The following is a 20,545-nucleotide window of genomic DNA, read 5'->3' on the forward strand; positions in this document are numbered from 1 at the left end:
GGTGACCTGTCTTCTGACAGCCCGCTGGTCCTGAGAAGGGTCGAACCCGAATCGGTTCCTTAGAGGCCGCGGTTCACGACCCGATCGCTCACTCCGCGGGCGGAGGCTCCGGCTCCCGGGCCGGGGCCTCCGGTGTTCCGGCGGGGTCGGTGAGGCGGGCGGCGAGGCGGTAGTCCACGCGGACGTCGCGGTAGACCGTGCCGGTGCGGACGCCGTACGGGACGCCCGAGCGGTCGCTGCCCGCGGTGCCCTCGCCGTCCGGTTCAGTGCGGGTGCGCGACACGACCTCGGGCACCTCGTGGAAGGTCAGCTCGTCGGCGCGGACGCCGGCGGTGATCTCCACGTCGGGGTCGGGGACGGCGCCTCCGTCCGTGCCGCTCACTTCCGACCTCCGGAGCCGGAGGACTTCCCACGGGAGCCGCCCCTGCCGCCCTTGCGGCCGCCCTCCCCGCCGTTCTTTCCGTCCTTGTCGTCCCTTCCGTCGCCGCCGACCGCGTTCCCGGCGGCCCGGCCCGCCTCCTTCAGGGTGTCCCCCGCGTCGTCGCCCACGCCTTCCACGGCCTTCCCGGCCCCGCCGCCCACGTCCCGGACGGCGCCGCCGGCCCCTCGGCCGACGTCCTCCACCGCGTTGCCGGCGCCCTGCCCGACGTCCTCGACCGCGCTCCCGGCGCCCCTGCCCACGGCGCCCACGGCCTCGCCCGCGCCGCCCGCGACCTGTTCGAGCGAGGACCCCACGCCCCGTGTCACCTGTTCCAGGATCTGCGGGTTGGCGTCGATGGTCTCCAGCACGCGCGTGATGATGTCGCGGACGTTGTCGAGCCGGACCTTGAGCAGAGCCTGGGCCTCGACGCCCTTGATGGTGAGGTGGACGCGGCCGAGCCCGACGTCCGCGCCGACCTTGAGCTTGAGCAGGTCCAGCACCTCCGCGTGGAGGGACACCGAGGCCACGAGGTTCTCCACCTCGAGGTCGATCTCGTCGACCTTCACCACCGGGACGTCGAGGAGCACGTCGGTGTCCTCGGGGTCGCGGGCGGCCACGGCGTCCTCCGTGCGGTCGGCGTCCTCCGCCGCGTCGCGTGCGGAGGCCGTCCCCTTCCCGGTGCTCCGACCGCCGCTCTTCCCGCTCCCCTGCGTACTCCGGTTCATCGCTCCCGCACCTCCCGGACGGCCCGGCACGTTCCCGCGGCCGCCCTCGCCCGAACGGCATCCCGTCTGTTCCGTTCGGCCCCCGTGGGCCGTGGGCGCCCTCTACCCACAGCCTTCGACGGAAAACGAAACCCCAGGTCAGGCCGGACCAAAGGCATACATAGGATGTTTCGGTCCCACTTTGTCACGGGCGCGGCACACCGCGTCCGCCCACTGCGGAGGTACCGGTGAGCACCATCGACCCCTCGGCCGCGCGCGAGGACCGGCGGCGCCGTCAGGCCGGGAGCGCGGGCTCCCTGGCGGGCACGGTGGCCGCCGGTGCGTTCCTCACCGCCTCCGGAGCGGTGGCCGGGTACGCCGCCGCGGCGTTCTGCGACCGGTTCCGCGTGATGATGGTCAACAGCGTCTTCTCCGACACCGAGTCGACGATGGCCGTGTGGACCACCCCCTTCGCCGTCGTCGGCTCCCTCATCGCGTTCGCCCTGTACACGCGCTGGAACCACCGCTACTCGGGGTCGACGGCCGGTTTCGTCGGCGTCGGCCCCGCACCGCTGTGGCTGCTGGGCGCGGCCGCGGCCCTGTGGTGGGCGACCACGGCGGCATGGGCGCCGGCCGACGTGGTGGGCACCGCCTACGACCCGGTGTTCGGACGGCACGAGGAGTGGGGCGTCGGAGCCTGGGTCTGGTACACCATGCGGTGGTGGCTCCCGGGGACCGTGACGCTGCTGTTCCTGTCGTCGGCCGCGGCCGGCGTCCGGGCGCGGATGCGCGAGCGCGGCCGCCGCAGGACCCTGGTCCGGTTGCTGGCGGAACGGGAGCCCGTGGCGGGCGAGGTCACCGAGGTCCGCGGCCCGGCCTCCTCGAACGCCGAACGCGTCCTGGTGCGCTGGACCTTCGCCTTCACCGACGACCGGGGGCAGCGCCGGTGGGTGGAGCGGTCGGAGCTGTTCCCCAGGAACGCGGCGCCCGTGGCCGGCGCCCCCGTGCGGGTCCTGTTCGACGCGCGGAGCCCGGACGACACCTCCCGCGTCTTCGCCGCGGTGCGGGGCGGCACCGCGGTCGCGGACTATTTCCGGCCCGGGATGCCCACCGGCTGACGACCGCGGACGGCGCGAGCGGGGCGGGCGTCGCCGCGGTCCGGGCGCTCCCCACCCGCGGCGCGGCCCGCAGGCCCCGGTCCCGTGCCCCGCCGAGGGCCCCGCCCCGCCCGGCCGTCCACTCCCGGGCGGGACGGGGGGCTCTGTCCCCGGGTGGCGCCGTCACCGCGCCTCCGCCGCCACGGCCCCCGGCCCGGTGTCCCGGCCGGGGGAGGGCACCAGACCGCCGCGGCGGCCCAGCTCGGCGATGATCTCGTCGACCGGGCGGCCCACGGGGGCGACGGCGACCAGGCCGCCGATGGCCGCGGTGAGCAGGAGGTGGGTGAAGACCTCGCCGGTGACGTAGGGCATCCGTGTGTAGGCGGCGCCCAGGGCGGGGTGTTCGGCGACGATCCGCTCCGCGGCCTCCTCCCGGCGCCTTCGGCCCTCGGGGTGGTCCTCGGCGGAACGGTGGTCCTCGGCGGCGGCCAGACCGATGGTCAGGGCCGCGGCGGCGTTGGTCAGGACCAGCGCCGCGGAGGTGTCGTAGCCGCGCCGCTCCAGCGCCGCCACCTCGGACATCATCAGGGCGGCCCCGGAGGCCCCGCGCGGGAAGACGCTCTGGAGGTAGTCGGCCAGCCCGGGGTGCTCGAGGGTGAAGCGGCGCAGCTGCGCGGAGAACCCGACCAGGTGCGCCTCGACGCCCTCCTGCGGGTCGTCGTCCAGTTCGAGGTCGGCGAGCAGGCTCTCGCCGACCAGCTGCTCCAGGCCCCAGCGGCCGTCGACGTGCCGGTACAGCGCCGCGGGCGTCACGCCCAGCCGGGCGGCAACGGCGCTCAGGCTCAGGTCCCGCATGCCCAGTTCCCGGCCGGCCGCGACGATGTCGTCGACGTCGATGGTGGCGGGGCGCCCGCCGTTGCGGGCGAGGGGACCGCTACCGCTCACGAGTTCCGCCCTCCTGGCGCAGGCCATTAGTGAAGCCCCTTAACAAAAGGGACTCTACCAAGCGCGGAACCCCGCGTCGAGGTCGCCCGGGACGGAACGAACATGAAGGAACCTCATATCCGGGAGGTTCCCGCGCATGACGGAACCGGGTGGCCCGCTTCGGGGATCGGCGAACGAGAAAATCGAGAATCTTCCGAGTGCGCCCAAGGCACGCCCGCCACCCGGGCACCATCCGACTCCACCACCCACACACGACCCTGACCTGCGGCGATACACCCGCCGCGCACGGGGCTCCGGATTACCGGGAACGGGCGACCGGTTCCGGACAGGGCCCCTGACCGGCGGATTCGAACTTTGCGTACCCGTACCCTTACAGAATGTCGTAGCCCTCGGGCATACTCCTTACCGTCGGGTCCCCCGTATGAACGAGACTCTCTCCCTCTGAAAGGGTCATGTGACTTCCGCGAGCGCCCTCCCCACATCCGCCGTGTCCGCCGAGTCCCTCGCCTTCCTCGACCGCGAGATCCGGAGGGCTCTCGCCGCCCGCGCGACGAACGGGGAGGAGTTGCGGCTCCAGGACGGACGGCGTATCCGCGGCGGCGACGGCCCCCACGAGTACGTGTTCACCTGCCACCACTGGCGGGTCTCCCCCGACTCCGCCGGTTTCCTCGTCCGGGCCCCGGGCTCCACGGGGCCCTGGCACCCGGCCGAGGCCGTCCCCGCGCTGGGCGGGAGGGTGCACGTCACGACCACCGCGGACCTGGGCCCGCAGCCCGGTGACCTGCTGCTGCGCGACGCCGCCGTCCCCTCCCCCGAGGTACCCGCCGAGCCGTCGGCCGAGCGGATCGAGGCGGCCGCCCTGCACCGGCGCTTCGGGGCGCTGGTCCCGCCCGAGGCGCTCGCCGAGCGCCTGCACGAGGGGGTGCGCTCCCGCATCGAGGAGCTGGACTCGCTGCTGGCCGCGGCCCGGGACCAGGCCGCCGCCCGCGACCGCCTGGCCAGGAAACAGGTCGCCGTCGACCGGGTCCGCTCCCGGCAGGAACGGGCCTCGGCGGAGGTGGCCCTGCGGGAGGCGGAGGCCCGCCGGGCCCGCCGGGCGCTGGAACGGGTGGAGAGGGGGCTGCGCTCGGTGCGCGCGCCCTCCGGTCCGTTCGCGGCGCGCCGGGCCGCCCGGATCGACCGGACGGCGGCCCGGGCCCGGGAACTGCGTTCGACGCTGGTCACCGCCCTGCGCGAGCGCGAGACCGCCGTGGAGCGCCTCGCCGAGGCGTCCGGGGCGGTGGCGTTCCGCGTCCGGGAGCGCGACCGCGCGCTGGAGGCGACCCGCGGCCTTCCCCCGGCCCGGGTCCTGGCCGAGCGGATCGCCCGGGTGGAGCACGAGCTGCGGCGCCTGCGGCTCATGGAGGTGCCGCCCGCGCCGCCGCGCCCCCGCCCTCCGCTGGAGGACGCGCCGCGCCGACCCGCGGTGCCCGAGCCCGGCGTCCCGCTGGAGGACTACGCCCCGGTGCCGGCCGCCTACCGCCCGGCCCAGGACCCGCACCCGGTCGGACACCCGTCCCGGCCGGGAAGCGTCCCGCCCGCGATCGAGGAGGACCCGGCGGCCGCCGCCTGACCCGCCGGCCCCGACCCGTGGCCGCCCCCGTGCCCGCTCCAGGCGGTCCGGCGCGACCGCACGGTTACCGCACGGGGACGGGTCGGTGAACACCGCCCGCGCGCCCTTCCCCGCTCTGGACACCGGCCCGCCGACCGCAGCAGGATCGGTTCCCCGGCGGCCGCCCGGACCCCGCGATCCCCGGCCCACAGAGGAATCCGGTGTCTTCGGGAGGGCGGACGTGGACGGCGAGGACCCCGCGGGCACGGTCGGCGCGCCCGGCCCCCGCCGCTGGCGGCCGGTCGGGACCGGCCTGGGCGTCGGCGCCCTGCTGGCCCTGGGCCTGGGCACCGCGCTGCAGGGGTTCCCCAACCTGCTCCCGGACGGCGGGTGGTGGGTGGTGGCGCTCGCCATGGCCGGCAGCGGCGTGGCGGCCTCCGCCCAGGCCCTCCTCGACCGGCGGCCCGCCGCGCTCGAACCGCCCCGAGAACCCCCGGTGCGGCCCCGTCTGCCCGCGCCCGTCGACCACTTCACCGGGCACGCCGGCCTCATGGGGAAGGTCCTGGACGCGTTCTCCCGCTTCCCCCGGCGCCGCGGCCGCCTGCGCCGGCGCCGGGGCGGGCCGCTGATCATTGCGATCACCGGGGAGGGCGGCACCGGCAAGAGCCAGTTCGTGTCCCAGGTCGTCTCCCGGGTGGGCGACCGCTTCCCCGACGGGACCCTGGAGTTCGAGCTCTACGGCCCCGCGACCGAGCACCCGGACCCGGGCAGCGGCCCCGGCAGCGGCCCGGTGGTCCGCCGACCGGCGGAGATCCTCGCCGAGATGCTCCGCAAGGTCGGGGAGCGGGTACCCGACGGGGCCTCCCCGGAGAGGCTGTCGGAGCTGTGGAAGGACGCCTGCGGGCATCGCCGTGTGCTCCTGGTCCTCGACAACGCCAAGGACTTCGCGCAGGTGGAACCGCTCCTGCCCACCGGCCCTGGGTGCGCGGTGCTCATCACGAGCCGCCGCGCCTTCCCGTCGTCCCCTCCCGTGGACATCCGGGAGCACCCGATGGGCAAGCTCTCCGACGAGGAGGGGCTACTGCTGCTCGAACGGCTGGTGTCCGCGCGGTCCCGGCCGCTGTCGGACGAGGACCGCGCGGCGCTGCCGGAGCTGGCGGCCAGGTGCCACGGGTTCCCGTTCGCCCTGTGCCTGGTGGGCGCGCAGGCCACCGAGGCCACGGGGCCCGGCGCCGCCGCCCTGCTCCGCCGGATGAACGACCCGGAGCAGACCCTGACCGTGGCGGGGCCGGAGTCGATCGTCCGGTCGCTGGCGTTCGGCCTGCGCGAGTGCACCGAGGAGCAGCGGCGGCTGCTGTGGCTGCTGGCCGGGACCGGGGCCGCGACGTTCACGCCGTGGGTGGCCGCGGCGCTGCTCGACGTGGGGCCGGGCAGGGCGGTCGGCGTGCTGGACGAGCTGCGGCGCCGGTACCTGGTGACGTACCTGTACTCGGCGGGCGGGCACGAGCACTTCCGGCTGCACGAGTACATGCGCGACTTCCTCGTGCGGCAGGGGCCCCGGCTGTTCGGGGTGGCGGACGCGGACCGGACGGCCTGGTCCCGCGCCCGGCGCCGCGAACTGGAGGGGGCGGTGCTGCGGCTGCTGCACGCCTACACGGAGAGGGCCGAGGAGGCCGCGCGGCGGGCCTGCCCGCACGAGTGGTCGTTCGGCCCGCCGCCCGGCCGGGAGGCGCCCGAGCCCGCTCCGGCGCACCCGCTCCTGTCCTGGATCCCGGATCCGCCCCCGCCCCCGGCCTCCCCCGAACCGGTGGCCTGGCTGGAGAGCGAGCAGCGCGGCTTCGAGCTCTGCTTCTGGTGGACCGGACAGGGGCGGTTCTCCTCGGACGTCGCCGACCGCCGCGGGATCGCGGCGTACGGATGGCGGCTGCGCCGCGCCTTCTCCCTGCTCTGCCGCACCGGCCGGATCCACTGGGAGTCGATGCGGGATTCCACCGCCGGGGCGGTCGCCCTGGCCCTGGAGACGGGCGACCCGCTGGCCTGCGCGATCGCCCTGATCGACCGCGCCGAGGTGACCGGCGGGCACGGCGACCACCACACCGGGTACGAGCTCGCACTGACGGCCTCGATGATCCTGGACTCCCTGGACGGTCCGGGGGTGGACCCGCGCTGGCGGGGCCGGGCCCACCGCGCCGTCGGCGTGAACCTGTACCGGCGCGGCGACCCGGACGACGGCCGGGCGGCGATCGACGCGGCCATCCGGGTCTTCACCGAGCACCGGGACACCTGGTGGCTGGTGCGGTCGCTGTGCAACCTGGCGGAGCTGTACCGCTTCCAGGGGCACCTGGAGGAGGCGCACGGGCGGCTCGCCCTCGCGGAGCGGGAGCTGCGAGGGCGCCCGGAGGACCCGGAGCAGTGGACCCGGGTCCGGCTCCAGCAGGGGGAGGTGCTGCGGCTGCGCGGCTTCGAGCTGCACGCCTGGTTCGTGCTGGAGCACGGGCGCCGCCGGATCGCCGACTCCCCCAACGGGGACTGGTACCACGCCCGCTACCTGCGGGCCCTGGGGCAGCTGCCGTCGCACTCCCTCAACAGCCAGGCCGGGGTGTGCGAGCTGTGGCTCGACCCCCGCCGTGAACGCGAGCGGCGCCGGATGGCCGCGAGGGACGGGCGCCGGCCGCGGGAGCAGGAGAAGCGGGTGTCCGCGCTGTTCTCCGGCGGGGTGCCGCCCGCCGCGGACGGGTCCGCGCAGGAGGGCGGGGAGCCCCTGCGGACGGTGCTGGAGGGGTGGTTCGGCTTCGACCGGTCCGGGCCCGGGGACCGGTCCGGCCCGGTCCGGTGGCTCTCCCTGTTCCGCCGCGGCGAACGGCTGCGGGACTCCTGGCAGGTGTCCGACCAGGTCCTCCGGTTGGAGAGCGCCGAGCGGGTGTTCGGGGAGCTCGGCGACACCTGGGGCGTCATGCGCACCCGGCTGGTCCGGGGGCAGGTCCTGATGGAGAGGGACCGCAACGAGGGGAAGGAGGAGATGCTGGAGGCGGCCGAGGGCTTCCGGGAGCTGGGCGACCGGTGGTGGCACGCCCGGGCGCACCGTATGGCGGCCCAGGCGCTGCTCCGGGTCCGCCGGACGGCCGAGGCCGAGGAGTCGGCGCGGGTGGCGGTCGAGGGCTACCGGGGGCTGCGGCACCGATCGGGGCGGCTGCGGGCCATGAAGGTCCTGGCCCAGTCCCTCGTGGGCCGCGATCCGCTGGCGGCGTGGCGGACCCTGAGGAGGGCCGAGCTGATCGCGGAGGAGGGGGCGCGGCTCGGCCACGCGGTGCCCGAGGGCCTGGTCAGGGAGATCCGGGACATGCTGGACGCCCTGGAGCACGGCTCCGGCCCCGCGCTGGGCAGCGCGCCGCCCGACCGGGCCGCCTGACCCGCCGCGGTCCCGCTCCCCGGCCGGCGCCGGCGGCACCGCCCGCGGCGGTCGCGCCCTCCGCGCCGGCGGCTCCCGCCGCACCGGTCACACCAGCAACACCGTGAACCCCGTGTCCGTGCCCGGCGACCACAGGGCCGAGACCGGCCGCTCGGTGAGCGGCTCCAGGCCCGCCGCGCCCAGCAGGTCGCCCTCGTAGTGCAGGAACTCCGCCCGGTGCAGCGGCCAGGGGCGGTGGTCGGCGCGCAGCCACCAGGTGCGTCCCAGGTGGCGGGTGTGCAGTCCCCAGCGCGCGGTGAGGAAGTGCTCCAGCGGATCGGGCCGCTCCAGCGGTCCCCCCGCCCGGACCGCCCAGCGGCCGCGGGCCCGGCCGGGGGCGCGCCTGCGCACCGCACCGGCCCGCAGGCCGTCCCGCCCCCGCACCAGGGAGATGTCGGACCACATGTACGGGAGCCCGGTGAGCACCCGTGCCGCCGCGACCGCGTGGGCGGCGTCGGCGTCCATGCTCAGGAACACCACTCCGCGACGGCCGTGCCGGTCCACCGAGTACACGCGCACGTTCACCTCGTCGAACCCGCCGACGGGCACCGCCCCCGCCACCGAGTTGACGGGCATCCGGAAGGCGACCAGGCCGGCGTGGGCGGTCCCGCGGAACAGGTCGGGCCGGGTGCCGGCGGGCAGCAGCGGGGCGACCCGCGCGGGGTCCACCGGCCAGTGCAGGAAGACGACGTCGCTCCAGCGCTGGCGCAGCAGGACCGCTCCGGAACGCACCGGCGGGGAGTCCGGCGGCAGCTCCGGCACCCCGGCCGCCGCACCCCGTTCTCCCCGTTCTCCTCCGCCACCGCGCACAGGACCTCCCCGCCTCCAGTGTGGCCCCTCCGGGACGCCGCGGCCCCGGGCCGCCCCGCCCGGGGACGGCACCGGGACCGTACACCGGGCGGCGGCGGGCGGCGGCATCGGGGGTCAGAGCGCGGGGGCGACCCCCACCGCGACCGCGAGGTCCTGCCAGGACATCCCGGCGCCCTTGAACACGTTCGGGCGGTCGGTCGCGCGCCGTACCTCGCCCCGCACCAGCGGGGCCAGGCCGACCAGCGCGTCCTTGGAGAGCGCGCCCTCCGCCACGGCCATCACCACGTCGCCGCACTCACGCATCGCGGTCCCGTGGTCCTCGACCGCCACCAGCGAGCGGCCCATCAGGGCGCCGTCGAGTTCGCGCCGGTCCGGCTCGTGGGAGCCGATGGCGACGACGCACGCACCGTCGCGCACCAAAGCGCCGTCGAACAGGGGCTCGGCCGCGGAGGTCGCGCACACGACGATGTCGGCGTCGGCCACGTCGGCCGCGGTCCCCGGCGCCGCCGGGAGCCCCCGTCCGGCCAGTTCGGCGGCGGCCGCCGCGACCCGGCCGGGGTCGCGGCCCACCAGGCGCACGTCCGCCAGGTCGCGGATGCCCGCCATGGCCACGGCGTGCTCGACCGCCTGGGGCCCGTTGCCGAACACCACCAGCCGGGACGCCCCGGGGGCGGCCAGCCGGTCGGCCGCCACAGCGGAGGTGGCGGGGGTGCGCAGCGAGGTCAGGGCGACGCCGTCGACGAGCGCCCGCGGGGTCAGGGTGCGGGCGTCCATCAGCACGTAGACGGCCTGGATGCGCGGCAGTCCCAGGTCCGGGTTGCCGGGGGCCACGGAGGCCACCTTCACCCCGACCCACTCCCCCAGCGTGGAGGGCATCAGCAGCAGGTGTCCGGAGCCCGCGGCGGTGTTGGAGCGGGCGGGGTCCCCGGCGGGGTCGAACCCGTCCAGCAGGGCCCGCTCCACCAGTTCCCGGGCGCGGTCGGGGCCGATGCGGCGGGCGACCTCGGCGGCGTCGACGAAGGGCAGTCCGGCGGTCATGCCGCGGCCCCCTCTCCCTCGCGGGCCTCCCGCGCCTCGCGGGCGGCGATCGCCGCGGTCTCGCCGCGCACCACGCGACCGGACACGGACACGGCGGCGATGGAGATGACGGCCAGCACCACCAGGTAGGAGGCAATGGGCCCCCAGGCGCCGTCGAACCGGGAGAGCAGCCAGGTGGCCAGCAGCGGCGCGGTGCCGCCGGCCAGGGCGGCGCCGATCTGGTAGCCGAGGGTGACGCCGGTGTAGCGGACCCTGGTGGAGAAGATCTCCGACATCAGGGTGCCCAGCGTGGCGGTGACCGGGGGCCACACGACGCCGAGGCTGATGACGACGGCGGCGTACACGGCCCAGTCGACGCGCAGGTCGAGCAGCATGAAGAACGGCGCGGCGAACAGGGCGATCAGCAGCGAGCCGACGAGGAAGACGCCGGGGCGGCCGAACCGGTCCGAGAGCGAGCCCATGAGCAGGATCGACAGGGTGCTGACGAAGGCGCCGACGCTCACCGCGTTCAGGACCGTGGCCTGCTCCATCTGCAGGGTGCCGGTGGCGTAGCTGACGACGAACGTCGCGAAGATGTAGAACGGGGCGGTCTCGACGACCTTGGCGCCGACGGCGACCAGGACGGAGCGCCAGTGGTCGCGCAGGGTGTCCTTGATGGGCAGCTTGGCGACGTTGCCGGTCTCCTTGGCCTCGCGGAACGCGGGGGTCTCGTCCAGGCCCTTGCGGATCCACAGGCCGACGAACACCAGGATGAGGCTGGCGATGAACGGCAGGCGCCACCCCCAGGATTCGAAGGCGTCGGCGGGCAGCATGCTGACCAGCGCGAACGCGATGGTGGACAGGAGCATGCCGATGGTGACGCCGGTCTGGGGCACGGAGCCGAAGAAGCCGCGGCGGTTCTTCGGGGCGTACTCGTAGGCGAGCAGCAGGGCGCCGCCCCACTCGCCCCCGATGGCCAGCCCCTGGATGACGCGGCAGGCGATGAGGAGCACCGGGGCCAGCACGCCGACCTGCGCGTAGGTGGGCAGCAGGCCGATGGCGACGGTCGAGGCGCCCATCAGGGACAGGGTGATGACCAGGGTCTTCTTGCGGCCGATGCGGTCGCCGATGTGGGAGAAGACCACGCCGCCGAAGGGGCGGATGAAGAAGGTCAGGGACAGCGACAGGTACGACAGCAGCAGCGAGATGACGGGGTCGTCGCTGGGGAAGAACTGCTTGTCGAAGATCAGGGCCGCGGCGGTGGCGTACAGGAAGAAGTCGAACCACTCGATCGCGCTGCCGCTGAGGCTGCCGATGAGCACACGGCGGTTGGTGGCGGCTCCGCCCACCACGCTCTGTTGTGAGGACACGCGGTCACTCCTCGGGTCGGGGCCCGACATCGCGTGGGCCGATCAACCTGTGCAACGTACAATTGTACGTTGCACAAACGCAAGACCTGGGCATTCCCGACATGATGACAGTCCTGTGACGGTCGTATGACGGCCCGGCCCCGTCCGCCCGGGGCGTACCGCCCTCAGCCCTCGTCGCGCCCGGCCCAGATCCCGCGCACGTGCCCGAGGTGGCGGCGCATCAGGTCCTCGGCGCCCGTGCGGTCCCGCGCCTCGACCAGGTCCAGCAGCAGGTGGTGCTCCCGGGCCGTGGCCTCCAGGCGCCCCTCCTCGTACAGCCGGTGCAGCGCCGACAGCCGGGACAGGCCGCGCAGCCGCCGCACCTCCTCCACCAGCCGCCGGTTCCCGGCGATGGACAGCAGCTCCAGGTGGAAGGTCATGTCGGCGGCGATGAACTCCCGCAGCTCCCCGGTCCGGGCGGTCTCGTCCAGCCGGTCGGCGACCGGCCGCAGCGCGGCGACCTGCTCGGGGGCGGCGGTCTCGGCGACCCGGCCGACCGTCGGCACTTCGAGGAGGGAGCGCACCTGGAGGATCTCGTCCAGGTCGACGTCGTCCAGTTCCACCACCCGGTACCCGCGGTGGCGCAGGGTCTCCACCAGGCCCTCCTGGGTGAGCTCCATCATCGCCTCGCGCACCGGCGTCGCCGACACCCCGAGCCGCTCGGCCAGCGCGGGCGCGGAGTAGATCCGGCCCGGCTCCAGCTCTCCGGCCACCATCGCCTCGCGCAGCACGTCGACCACCCGCGAGCGCAGGCTCGGACGCGCGGCGAGCGAGCCCAGGACCGGATTCCCGCGGCCCTCGGGCAGATCGACGCTCATGCCGTTCCCCTCAACTCGACGTCCGGGCTCCCAGGATGCCACCCCCGGCGGGGGACCCGGTCCGGAGGGGAGGTTCGCGGACCGACAGGGAAGGCGCACCGGGGCGCCGCCGCAAGGGCGGGCCCGAACCCCGCGGCACCGACAGGGAGGGCGCACCGGCACACCGCCGCAAGAACAGGCACGGGCCCCACAGCACCGCCCGGGAGGGCGCACCGGGGCACCGCCGCAAGAACAGGCACGGGCCCCACAGCACCGCCCGGGAGGGCGCACCGGGGCACCGCCGCAAGAACAGGCACGGGCCCCACAGCACCGCCCGGGAGGGCGCACCGGGGCACCGCCGCAAGAGCGGGCACCAGCCGGGGAGCGCGCCGTGCTCAGCCGCCCATCCCGGCCGCGGCCTCCTCGATGAGGGCCAGCGACTCCGCCGGGCCCAGGGCGTGCCCGGCGACGAGGTCGTCGAAGGCCGAGGCGTACTCCGCCACCGGCGCTCCCCCCTCCACGAGGCCGGCCCCGCCCGCGCCCTCCAGGTAGAGGACGTCGTCGAGGGGCCCGTCGAACGACAGCAGGGTCATCGGCCCGCGCATCCCCGGGTGCACGCCCCTCCCGAAGGGGACGACCCGGACGTCGACCCCGTCCAGGGCGGCCTCCGCGGCCAGGCGGCGCAGCTGCGCGGGCATCAGGCCGGGGTCGGTGCCGGCGCCGACCCGGCGGCGGATCACCGCCTCGTCCAGCACGTGGACCCGGCGGGGCGCCCGGCCGCTATCGTCCAGCCGCTCCCGGCGTTCGCGGCACAGGTCGGCGAGCGCGGCGGCGCCGTCCGCGCCGTCCCTGCCGCCGTCCGCGGGGTCCGCCCCGGGGCCGGCGTCGTCGCCTCCCGGGTACAGCAGCGGGGCGACGGCCCGGGCGTAGGCGGGGGTCCGCAGGAGGTCGGGGACGAACGCGTTGTGCGCCTGCCGGATGAGCGCGGCGCCCGCCTCGAAGCCGACCATGCGCAGGTGGTCGGCGGGCACCCCGGCAGCGCGGTACCGGCCCCACCAGCCCTCCCGGCCGGCGCACCGGTTGAGCGCCACGAGCCGCCGGACCCGCTCCCCCTCGCCGAGCCCGTACAGCCGGAGCATCGCCTCCAGGTCGGTGCGGCTGATGGACTGCTTACCGCCCTCGATCCGGATGACCTTGGCCTGCGACCAGTCCAGCCGCTCGGCCACCTGCCGCTGCGTGCGCCCGCTCTCCCGGCGCAGGCGCACGAGCTCGCCGACCAGCAGGGCCCGCTGCACGACCGGCCCCTGGTCCGCGCCCGCGGCGCGCGCCGCCTCCTCCGCCACCCGGTGGAACCCACTCCCGAGAAAAGACCGACACCCTCACCGGAACGGGGTCCCCATCCCGTCGACATTGTTAACCGAACAACAAAAGTGACTGATGTCTGATTCTGCGCAAGTCGCCTTCTCCAGAGACATTACCGGACGACATTCACCCATGCCACCCCGCCATCCACCACCTCGAATAACACTTCCCGGCATATCGGCATCACATGGAGTGATTGCACTCAGTCTGCGGGGTATCAATTTGTCAGCAAACATCACCGGAAGCGAAAATCGGAAAGGAGGTGGGCAGTGGGCCGCCCGACCGCGGCCCGCAGACGCAGGAGGGCCGCCCCGGCGGACCCCGCGAACCTCTGCCTGCCCAGCGAAGGGTGTCGCGGTGACCCGCAGCGAAGCGGCCCCGCCGGACCGGTGAGGGTCCGGGTTCTCACAGGTTCCCCGGTCACGGACCGTCTGACAAGGGTGAGGACCGTTCCGCGCGAGCGCGTCGGCCGACCGTCGAGGACACCCCCGTGCATTGCCGTGCCTCCAGAGACAGCCCCAGCCCCACCGGCCCCACGGCTCCCGTCGGGATCGAGGACCGTTATCAGTCCCGAACCGAACACGGAGCGCACCCCTGTCCAGCACGAGCAGTCCGAAAGGGGCGACCATGACCGAATCGCCGCCCGTCCCGCCACCCGAGCGGCCCGACTCCGAGGACCGGATCAGCCTCCGCGTCGCCGTCATCGCGACGCTGGGCGTCCTGTCCGGGGCCGTGGCCGGGTCCCTGACCTGGCTCGCCCACGGCAACGTCGCGAACGCCGCTCTCGTGGGCCTGGGCACCGTCGCGGCCGCGTACGTGTTCTTCCAGCGGATCATCCACTGAGGAACCGGAGCGGAGAGCCGGGCCCCGGCGCGGACCGTCCTACGCGCCGGGGCCCCTCCGTGTCCGGGGGCGGGAGCCGGGGGCGCGGTCGGGGTCACAGGACGCGGAGCGGACGAGGGCCGCGGGGCGGACGGCGGACAACGGGTGACGAACGCGGGCGGCCTCAGGGGCCGTCGGCCTCCAGGGACTCCGGGTGCCCGGCCCGGATGCGGCGGGCCACCTCGTCGAACCCGCTCCGCTCCAGGACCGCCACCTGGTCGCGGACGAAGGCGTCGCGTTCGGGCCCCGGGGCGAGGGAGTCGATCATCCCGCGCAGGATGGCCACCTGGACGTCCCGCTCGGCACCGCCGTGGTCGCCGTCCTCCTCGGCCGGCCACCAGTAGCTCTCGTACCCCTCGCCGTCCACGTCGCTGCCCGGTCCGGCGCCCGGGGCGTCCAGGTCCTCGTCGCCGTCGTCCTCCAGGTCCGCGGGCGGGGGCAGGGGCGCGTCGGCGGCGCGGGCGGGGCGGACCGCAGGCAGGGGCGCCAGGTCGTCCTCGGCGACCCGGGCGGCCTCGCGCACCGCACGGTCCTTGCGCAGGTCGGCCATCCGGCGCAGCCGGCCGGCGTCGCCCTCCGACAGCCGTAGCTCCACCTCGTCGGCCCACACCACGATCCCGCTGCCCAGGACCGCGTGCTCCACCGCCAGCCGGGCGGCCAGCTCGCACTCGGCCATGCCCTCGTCGGCGGGGTCGCTCTCGCGCACCAGCTCGGCGGCGCGGGTGACGACCGCCAGCACCGCCGGGCCCATGGGGTTGCGCAGCCGCAGGTCGACGGTGCTGGACCAGCGCCAGTGGACCACCGCGGAGAAGTGCAGGTCGTAGTCGTCGGCGGCGCTGGGCAGGGCGACCGGGCGGATCCGCCGGCCGTCCCGGGGGCGGGCGGGCGGCGCCGCGGCGGACCGGGTCCGGCCGTCGTCCCCGTCGGCGTCGGCGCCCGGGTCGATCCCGGGCTCCTCGCCGGAGCGGCGGCCGGACCGCGCGCCCCGGGCCGGGAGGAGGGCGCGGAGAGAACGGAGGGCGCGCGGTTCGAGGGCGACCGCGACCGCCAGGGACACGGGGATCCACAGCAGGCCCCACAGGCCGGTCAGGGGGTAGAGCGCCGCCGGGACGAGCACCGCGGCGATCGCGAGCACGACGGGACGGACGCGGATGACGGGGGCTACGGTGGGCCTCCTCTCGCACACGGCCGCTGGGAAGGGACGCGGGCCCGGGGGTAGGGTCACGGAACGCGGGCCCCGGGCCGTGCGCGCCGCCGACCGGGGACGTTCTCCGTATCGGACCAGTCTGCCCGAGATCCGGAGCGCGTGCGCCGCCCTCCGGGGTTCCGGCGCGGGTGTGGCGAACATCCGGCCACGGGAGGATGTCGCCGCGACCGACATCGGGGGAACAAGAGGGCGCGTGTCGGCCTTCTGTGATCCGGCCCCTCGCATGACATAACAGAATGCGGACACACCTTCCCCCAACGACCGTTCCCCCGCACCGACCCTGTTCCCGCTCCCGGGGAGTCCCGCGATGTCCTCCGCTCCCGCTTCCGCCGCCACGGAACGCCGTTTCCGTCCGGAGGTGCAGGGACTGCGCGCCGTCGCCGTCCTGCTCGTCCTCGTCTACCACCTGGATCCGTCGCTGCTGCCGGGCGGCTACGTCGGCGTCGACGTGTTCTTCGTGATCTCCGGCTTCCTCATCACATCGCTGCTCTACCGCGAGGCGTCGGGGCAGGGCCGGGTCTCCGTGGCCCGGTTCTACGCGCGCCGCGTCCGGCGCCTGCTGCCGGCGGCGACGGTGGTGCTGGTGGTAACGGGGGCCGCGTCGTACTTCCTGCTGCCGGTGACCCGGCTGACCGACACGATGTGGCAGCTGGTCGCCTCGGCCGCGTACGTGGAGAACCTCTACCTGGCGCGGCAGTCGGTGGACTACCTGGCGTCGGAGGTGGCGCCCTCCCCGGTGCAGCACTTCTGGTCGTTGTCGGTGGAGGAGCAGTTCTACCTGGTGTGGCCGCTGCTGTTCATCCTGTGGGCGGCGCTGCGCCGCCGGGGCGCGGGCACCGGGACGCTGGTGGCGCTGCTGGGTTCGCTGCTGGCGGCGTCGCTGCTGTGGTCGGTGGCCACGACGGGCGGGGAGCCGTCGGCGTACTTCCTGCCCACGACCCGCGCCTGGGAGCTGGCGGTGGGCGGCCTGCTGGCCGTCGGCCTGGCCCACGGCCGCCTGTCGGAGCGGGTGCGCCTGCCGCTGGGCTGGGCGGGGCTGGCCGCCATCGTCGCGGCGGCCGTGTTCTACGACGAGGCGACCCCGTTCCCGGGGTGGGCCGCGCTGCTGCCGGTGCTGGGGGCCGCGGCGGTGATCGCTGCCGAGCACGTGCAGGGCCCCCTGTCGGCGTCGGCTCCGCTGAGCACCGCCCCGGCGCGCTGGGTGGGCGACGTGTCGTACTCGCTGTACCTGTGGCACTGGCCGCTGATCGTGCTGGCCCTGGCGGTGACCGGCCGCGACGAGCTCGGCTGGGCACTGGCCGCCGCCGTGGGCACGGCCTCGCTGCTGCTGGCCTGGGCGACCAAGGTGTGGGTGGAGGACCCGGTCCGGGACCACCGCCTGGTCCGCGGCGGCCGGGGCGCCCTGGCCGCCGCGGTCTCGGGGGTGCTGGTGGTGGCCGCGGTCGGCGCGACCCTGTACGTGCGGGTGGACCGCGTCGAGTCGGTGGAGTTCGACCCGAGCGTGCACGTGGGGCCGCAGGCGCTGGGCCAGGCGCCCACGGGCGACCCGGTCTACCCGCCGCCGGTGCGGGCCGAGGACGACGCCCCGGTGCTGTACGACGACGACTGCCAGGCGTCCCAGACGGCGGCGGCGCCCGAGGACCCGTGCGTGTACGGCCCCGAGGACGCCGACCGGACGGTGGCGGTGGTCGGGGACTCGCACAGCGCCCAGTGGGTGCCCGCGCTGATGGGCCTGGGCGAGGAGCGGGGCTGGCGGCTGGTGCTGTACACCAAGTCGTCGTGCGCGTTCACCGACACCATGACCAAGGGCCCCGAGGGCGGCCCGTACGAGTCGTGCCAGGAGTGGAACCGGGCCGTGGTCGAGGAGCTGACCGAGCTGCGGCCCGACCTGGTGGTGACCAGTTCCTCCACCTCGGCGGTCCCGGCGCAGGGCGGCGAGGAGGACCGGGTGCCGATGCTGGCCGAGGGCATGACCCGGCTGTGGGGCGAGCTCGGCGAGGTGTCGGGGCCGATCGTGGCGCTGCGCGACACCCCGCGCCAGCGCCGCGACGTGGTGGAGTGCGTGGCCCGCAACCCCGAGGACCCCGGGGAGTGCACCATCCCCCTCTCGGAGGCGTTCAAGCGCGACGACCCCCAGGAGCGGGCCGTCGACTCCCTGCCCGGCGAGACCGCCCTCGTGGACATGAGCGACCTGTTCTGCGCGGGCGGCGAGTGCCCGGCCGTGATCGGCAACGTGATGGTCTACCGCGACTCGGGGCACATCACCAACACCTACGTCTCGCTGCTCACCGACCACCTCGGCGAACGCCTCGACGAGGCCCTCTCCTGATCCCCGGGTCCCGCGCGGCGCGCTGTGCGGCGCGCCGCGCGGGCCCCGGGCCGCACAGGGCCACCGGCGGCCCCGGGGGTATACGGACGGCCATCGGGAAACCGATAAGTCACTCCCGGCCGCATTTCGGTCGCATTCCGGAAAAGTTCTCCAGAGAACAAAAGGAGACGAATGTGACCTGGGACGCCACACCCTCCACGGGTTGACGTGTTTCCCTTTTTCCGCCACCTCCGCCGGAGTATCCTCGGCAAAAGGAGACCGGTAACGCCACTTGTGGAAATCGGCGGTGAAAGGCGGCCCGATGACGGCGTCCGACGACACGGCAACCCCCGACTCCCCCCGCCCCCTGGAACAGGTCCTCGCCTCCCTCGACGACCGGCTGTCCGCCCTCGACGAGCGCGCCCGGCACCGGGAGTCGGTCATCGACCGCCTGCACGCCGAGAACCGTGAGCTGCGCGCCGGCCAGGACCGCACCCTCTTCGACCCCGTCGTCACCGACCTCGTCCACCTGCACGACCAGCTCGCCCGCGAGGCCCGCGGCCTGCGCGAGCGCGGCGAGGAGCGGCTGGCCGACCTGCTGGCCGGGTTCGCCGACGACACCCTGCTCTCCCTGGAGCGGCTGGGCGTCGAGCCCGTCCACGCCGACGTCGGCGACCCCTTCCGCGCCGACCTGCACCGTCCGCTGGCCACCGTCGACCACCCCGACCCGGCGCGCGACGGCACCGTCGCCGAGATCACCGCCCCCGGCTTCCGGGACACCGTCACCGGGCGGATCCGGCGCCGGGTCCACGCCCGCTTCTTCCGCCACGTCGGCCCGGCGTCCCCCGAGGGGGCCGCCACACCTGGGAAAGGCTCATGACCACCTACGGAATCGACCTGGGCACCACCTACTCCTGCACGGCGTTCGTGGACGGCACCGGCCGGGCCACCGTCACCAAGAACGCCATGGGCAACGACACCACCCCCTCCGTCGTGTACTTCGAGTCCGCCCACAACGTCGTGGTCGGCGAGGAGGCCAAGAACACCGCCCTCCTCTTCCCCGACATGGTCGTCTCCCTGGTCAAACGGCAGATGGGCACCGACGCCCGCTACGAGTTCCACGGCCGGGCCCACGACCCGGAGTCGGTCTCGGCACTGATCCTGCGCGAGCTGGCCCGGGCCGCCGGCGAGCACACCCGGGACAAGGTCGAGGACGTGGTCATCACCGTGCCCGCCTACTTCGGCGTGCACGAGAAGGAGGCCACCCGCCGCGCCGGGCTCATCGCCGGCCTGAACGTGCTGGACGTGGTGCCCGAGCCGGTGGCCGCCGCCCTGCACTACCAGAGCCTGGACTCCGGCTCGGGCGTGCGCCACCTGCTGGTCTTCGACCTGGGCGGCGGCACCTTCGACACCACGGTCATCCGGGTCGAGGACGAGGACGTGCGCGTGGTGTGCACCGACGGCGACCACCGGCTGGGCGGGGCGGACTGGGACCACAAGCTCGCCGACCTGCTGCTGGAGCTGTTCACCGAGCACCACCCGGACCCCGACCCGGCCGGGGACGAGCAGTTCCTCCAGGACGTGGCGTCGGCGGCCGAGCAGATCAAGCGCTCGCTCAGCACCCGCGAGCGCGCTCGGCACAACCTGCGCTTCGCCGGGTCGACGGTGCGCGTGGAGTTCACCCGCGGCGACCTGGAGGCCCTCACCTCCGACCTGCTGGAGCGCACCCTCACCATCACCGAGCGCACCCTGGAGGCGGCCCGCGAGCGCGGAGTGGAGCGGCTGGACGACGTCCTGCTGGTGGGCGGGATGACCCGCATGCCGGTGGTGGCGCGGTCGCTGCGCGAGCGCTTCGGGTTCGAGCCGCACCTGCACGAGCCCGACCTGGCGGTGGCCAAGGGCGCCGCCCTGTTCGCCCTGGTCCGGCAGGTCAAGAACGTCATGGAGGCGCCGGACCGCGACCCCGCCGAGCGCGCCCGCCGGGCCGAGGAGGTGGGCGCCGCCCTGGGCATCACCCGGGAGGAGGTGGAGCGGCTGGCGAACAAGACCGTCACGGGCGTGTCGCCGCGCGCCTTCGGGGTCAAGGCCACCGACGGCTCCGACCCGGTGTTCGCGACCGACCCGGGCCGGGCCCGCCAGTACATCAGCCACCTCATCCGGGCCAACACGCCGCTGCCGGTGACGGTGGAGGACGGGTTCGCGACGGTGTGGCCGGACCAGGAGCAGGTCGAGATCGACGTGTGGGAGCAGGCCGGCTCGGTGGCCTCCGAGGAGCTGGAGCACAACCTCCGGATCGGGGACGCCCTGCTCACCGGGCTGCCCAAGGGCCCGGCGGGGACGCCGTTCCGGATCGAGTTCAGCCTGGGCGCCACCGGGATGCTCGCGGTGCGCGGCTGGGATCCGGCCGGCGGCAGCGAGATCCGGTTCGACATCCGGATCGGCGGGATGGGCGAGGAGGAGGTGCGCCGGGCCCGGGACGCCATCGCGTCGATCCGCACCTCGGGGTGACCCCGGGGCCCGCCGGACGCGGGCGCGGGGACGGTGCGG

At 75.2% G+C, this 20,545-nt stretch carries 16 protein-coding genes; 7 read left to right on the forward strand and 9 right to left on the reverse strand.

The window, feature by feature from the left end:
* Positions 1–88: 88 nt before the first annotated feature.
* Entirely contained in the window at positions 89–382 is a 294-nt protein-coding gene (locus K1J57_RS01910) for a hypothetical protein (protein ID WP_220562766.1), read from the reverse strand.
* Entirely contained in the window at positions 379–1,146 is a 768-nt protein-coding gene (locus K1J57_RS01915; protein WP_220562767.1) for a thioesterase, read from the reverse strand. The genes K1J57_RS01910 and K1J57_RS01915 overlap by 4 nt, the downstream gene beginning before the upstream one ends.
* A gap of 227 nt (positions 1,147–1,373) precedes the next feature.
* Between K1J57_RS01915 and K1J57_RS01920 the strand changes: the two genes are divergently transcribed.
* On the forward strand, positions 1,374–2,243 hold the full coding sequence (locus K1J57_RS01920; RefSeq protein ID WP_220562768.1) for a hypothetical protein: 870 nt from the start codon (positions 1,374–1,376) through the stop codon (positions 2,241–2,243).
* A 162-nt stretch (positions 2,244–2,405) separates the two neighbouring features.
* Here K1J57_RS01920 and K1J57_RS01925 read toward each other — a convergent pair whose 3' ends face one another.
* The gene (locus K1J57_RS01925) at positions 2,406–3,167 is read right to left on the reverse strand and encodes a TetR/AcrR family transcriptional regulator C-terminal domain-containing protein (protein ID WP_255646783.1); all 762 of its coding nucleotides are present in this window, start codon (positions 3,165–3,167) and stop codon (positions 2,406–2,408) included.
* 487 nt (positions 3,168–3,654) lie between these two features.
* On the opposite strand from K1J57_RS01925, the gene K1J57_RS01930 reads away from it, so the two are divergent.
* Positions 3,655–4,779, forward strand: coding sequence for a hypothetical protein (locus K1J57_RS01930; protein WP_220562770.1), 1,125 nt, complete (start codon positions 3,655–3,657; stop codon positions 4,777–4,779).
* A 220-nt stretch (positions 4,780–4,999) separates the two neighbouring features.
* Positions 5,000–8,167, forward strand: coding sequence for an NB-ARC domain-containing protein (locus K1J57_RS01935; RefSeq protein ID WP_220562771.1), 3,168 nt, complete (start codon positions 5,000–5,002; stop codon positions 8,165–8,167).
* A gap of 87 nt (positions 8,168–8,254) precedes the next feature.
* Here K1J57_RS01935 and K1J57_RS01940 read toward each other — a convergent pair whose 3' ends face one another.
* The 5 genes from K1J57_RS01940 to K1J57_RS01960 form a co-directional block, all read right to left on the reverse strand.
* Complete coding sequence (locus tag K1J57_RS01940; RefSeq protein WP_255646784.1) at positions 8,255–8,968, reverse strand: YqjF family protein; 714 nt, start codon at positions 8,966–8,968, stop codon at positions 8,255–8,257.
* Positions 8,969–9,130: 162 nt separating this feature from the next.
* The gene (locus tag K1J57_RS01945; protein ID WP_220562773.1) at positions 9,131–10,054 is read right to left on the reverse strand and encodes an ornithine cyclodeaminase family protein; all 924 of its coding nucleotides are present in this window, start codon (positions 10,052–10,054) and stop codon (positions 9,131–9,133) included.
* The gene (locus K1J57_RS01950) at positions 10,051–11,403 is read right to left on the reverse strand and encodes an MFS transporter (protein WP_220562774.1); all 1,353 of its coding nucleotides are present in this window, start codon (positions 11,401–11,403) and stop codon (positions 10,051–10,053) included. Before K1J57_RS01950 ends, K1J57_RS01945 begins: the two co-directional genes overlap by 4 nt.
* 164 nt (positions 11,404–11,567) lie before the next feature.
* Complete coding sequence (locus K1J57_RS01955; RefSeq protein ID WP_220562775.1) at positions 11,568–12,260, reverse strand: GntR family transcriptional regulator; 693 nt, start codon at positions 12,258–12,260, stop codon at positions 11,568–11,570.
* A 374-nt stretch (positions 12,261–12,634) separates the two neighbouring features.
* Positions 12,635–13,582 carry a helix-turn-helix transcriptional regulator gene (locus K1J57_RS01960; RefSeq protein WP_220562776.1) on the reverse strand — a complete coding sequence of 316 codons (948 nt, stop codon included), beginning with the start codon at positions 13,580–13,582 and terminating at the stop codon, positions 12,635–12,637.
* A gap of 646 nt (positions 13,583–14,228) precedes the next feature.
* On the opposite strand from K1J57_RS01960, the gene K1J57_RS01965 reads away from it, so the two are divergent.
* Entirely contained in the window at positions 14,229–14,444 is a 216-nt protein-coding gene (locus K1J57_RS01965; RefSeq protein WP_220562777.1) for a hypothetical protein, read from the forward strand.
* 163 nt (positions 14,445–14,607) lie between these two features.
* Here the strand turns inward: K1J57_RS01965 and K1J57_RS01970 are convergent, their stop codons facing one another.
* On the reverse strand, positions 14,608–15,618 hold the full coding sequence (locus tag K1J57_RS01970) for a hypothetical protein (RefSeq protein WP_220562778.1): 1,011 nt from the start codon (positions 15,616–15,618) through the stop codon (positions 14,608–14,610).
* A gap of 379 nt (positions 15,619–15,997) precedes the next feature.
* On the opposite strand from K1J57_RS01970, the gene K1J57_RS01975 reads away from it, so the two are divergent.
* From K1J57_RS01975 to K1J57_RS01985, 3 genes are all read left to right on the forward strand, one after another.
* Positions 15,998–18,019, forward strand: coding sequence for an acyltransferase family protein (locus tag K1J57_RS01975; RefSeq protein ID WP_220562779.1), 2,022 nt, complete (start codon positions 15,998–16,000; stop codon positions 18,017–18,019).
* Between the two features lie 301 nt (positions 18,020–18,320).
* The gene (gene grpE, locus K1J57_RS01980; RefSeq protein ID WP_220562780.1) at positions 18,321–18,878 is read left to right on the forward strand and encodes a nucleotide exchange factor GrpE; all 558 of its coding nucleotides are present in this window, start codon (positions 18,321–18,323) and stop codon (positions 18,876–18,878) included.
* A complete protein-coding gene (locus K1J57_RS01985; RefSeq protein ID WP_220562781.1) occupies positions 18,875–20,506 on the forward strand; it encodes an Hsp70 family protein in 1,632 nt (543 codons plus the stop codon). The genes grpE and K1J57_RS01985 overlap by 4 nt, the downstream gene beginning before the upstream one ends.
* The last annotated feature ends 39 nt before the right edge of the window (positions 20,507–20,545 follow it).

The sequence above is a fragment of the Nocardiopsis sp. MT53 genome, assembly GCF_019598965.1.
GTDB lineage: Bacteria > Actinomycetota > Actinomycetes > Streptosporangiales > Streptosporangiaceae > Nocardiopsis > Nocardiopsis changdeensis.

Bases quoted from the DNA above. Each gene is read 5' to 3' on its own strand.
- grpE (WP_220562780.1), top strand. From the start codon at position 18,321: ATGACGGCGTCCGACGACACGGCAACCCCCGACTCCCCCCGCCCCCTG.
- K1J57_RS01915 (WP_220562767.1), bottom strand. From the start codon at position 1,146: ATGAACCGGAGTACGCAGGGGAGCGGGAAGAGCGGCGGTCGGAGCACC.
- K1J57_RS01975 (WP_220562779.1), top strand. From the start codon at position 15,998: ATGTCCTCCGCTCCCGCTTCCGCCGCCACGGAACGCCGTTTCCGTCCG.
- K1J57_RS01945 (WP_220562773.1), bottom strand. From the start codon at position 10,054: ATGACCGCCGGACTGCCCTTCGTCGACGCCGCCGAGGTCGCCCGCCGC.
- K1J57_RS01955 (WP_220562775.1), bottom strand. From the start codon at position 12,260: ATGAGCGTCGATCTGCCCGAGGGCCGCGGGAATCCGGTCCTGGGCTCG.
- K1J57_RS01965 (WP_220562777.1), top strand. From the start codon at position 14,229: ATGACCGAATCGCCGCCCGTCCCGCCACCCGAGCGGCCCGACTCCGAG.
- K1J57_RS01985 (WP_220562781.1), top strand. From the start codon at position 18,875: ATGACCACCTACGGAATCGACCTGGGCACCACCTACTCCTGCACGGCG.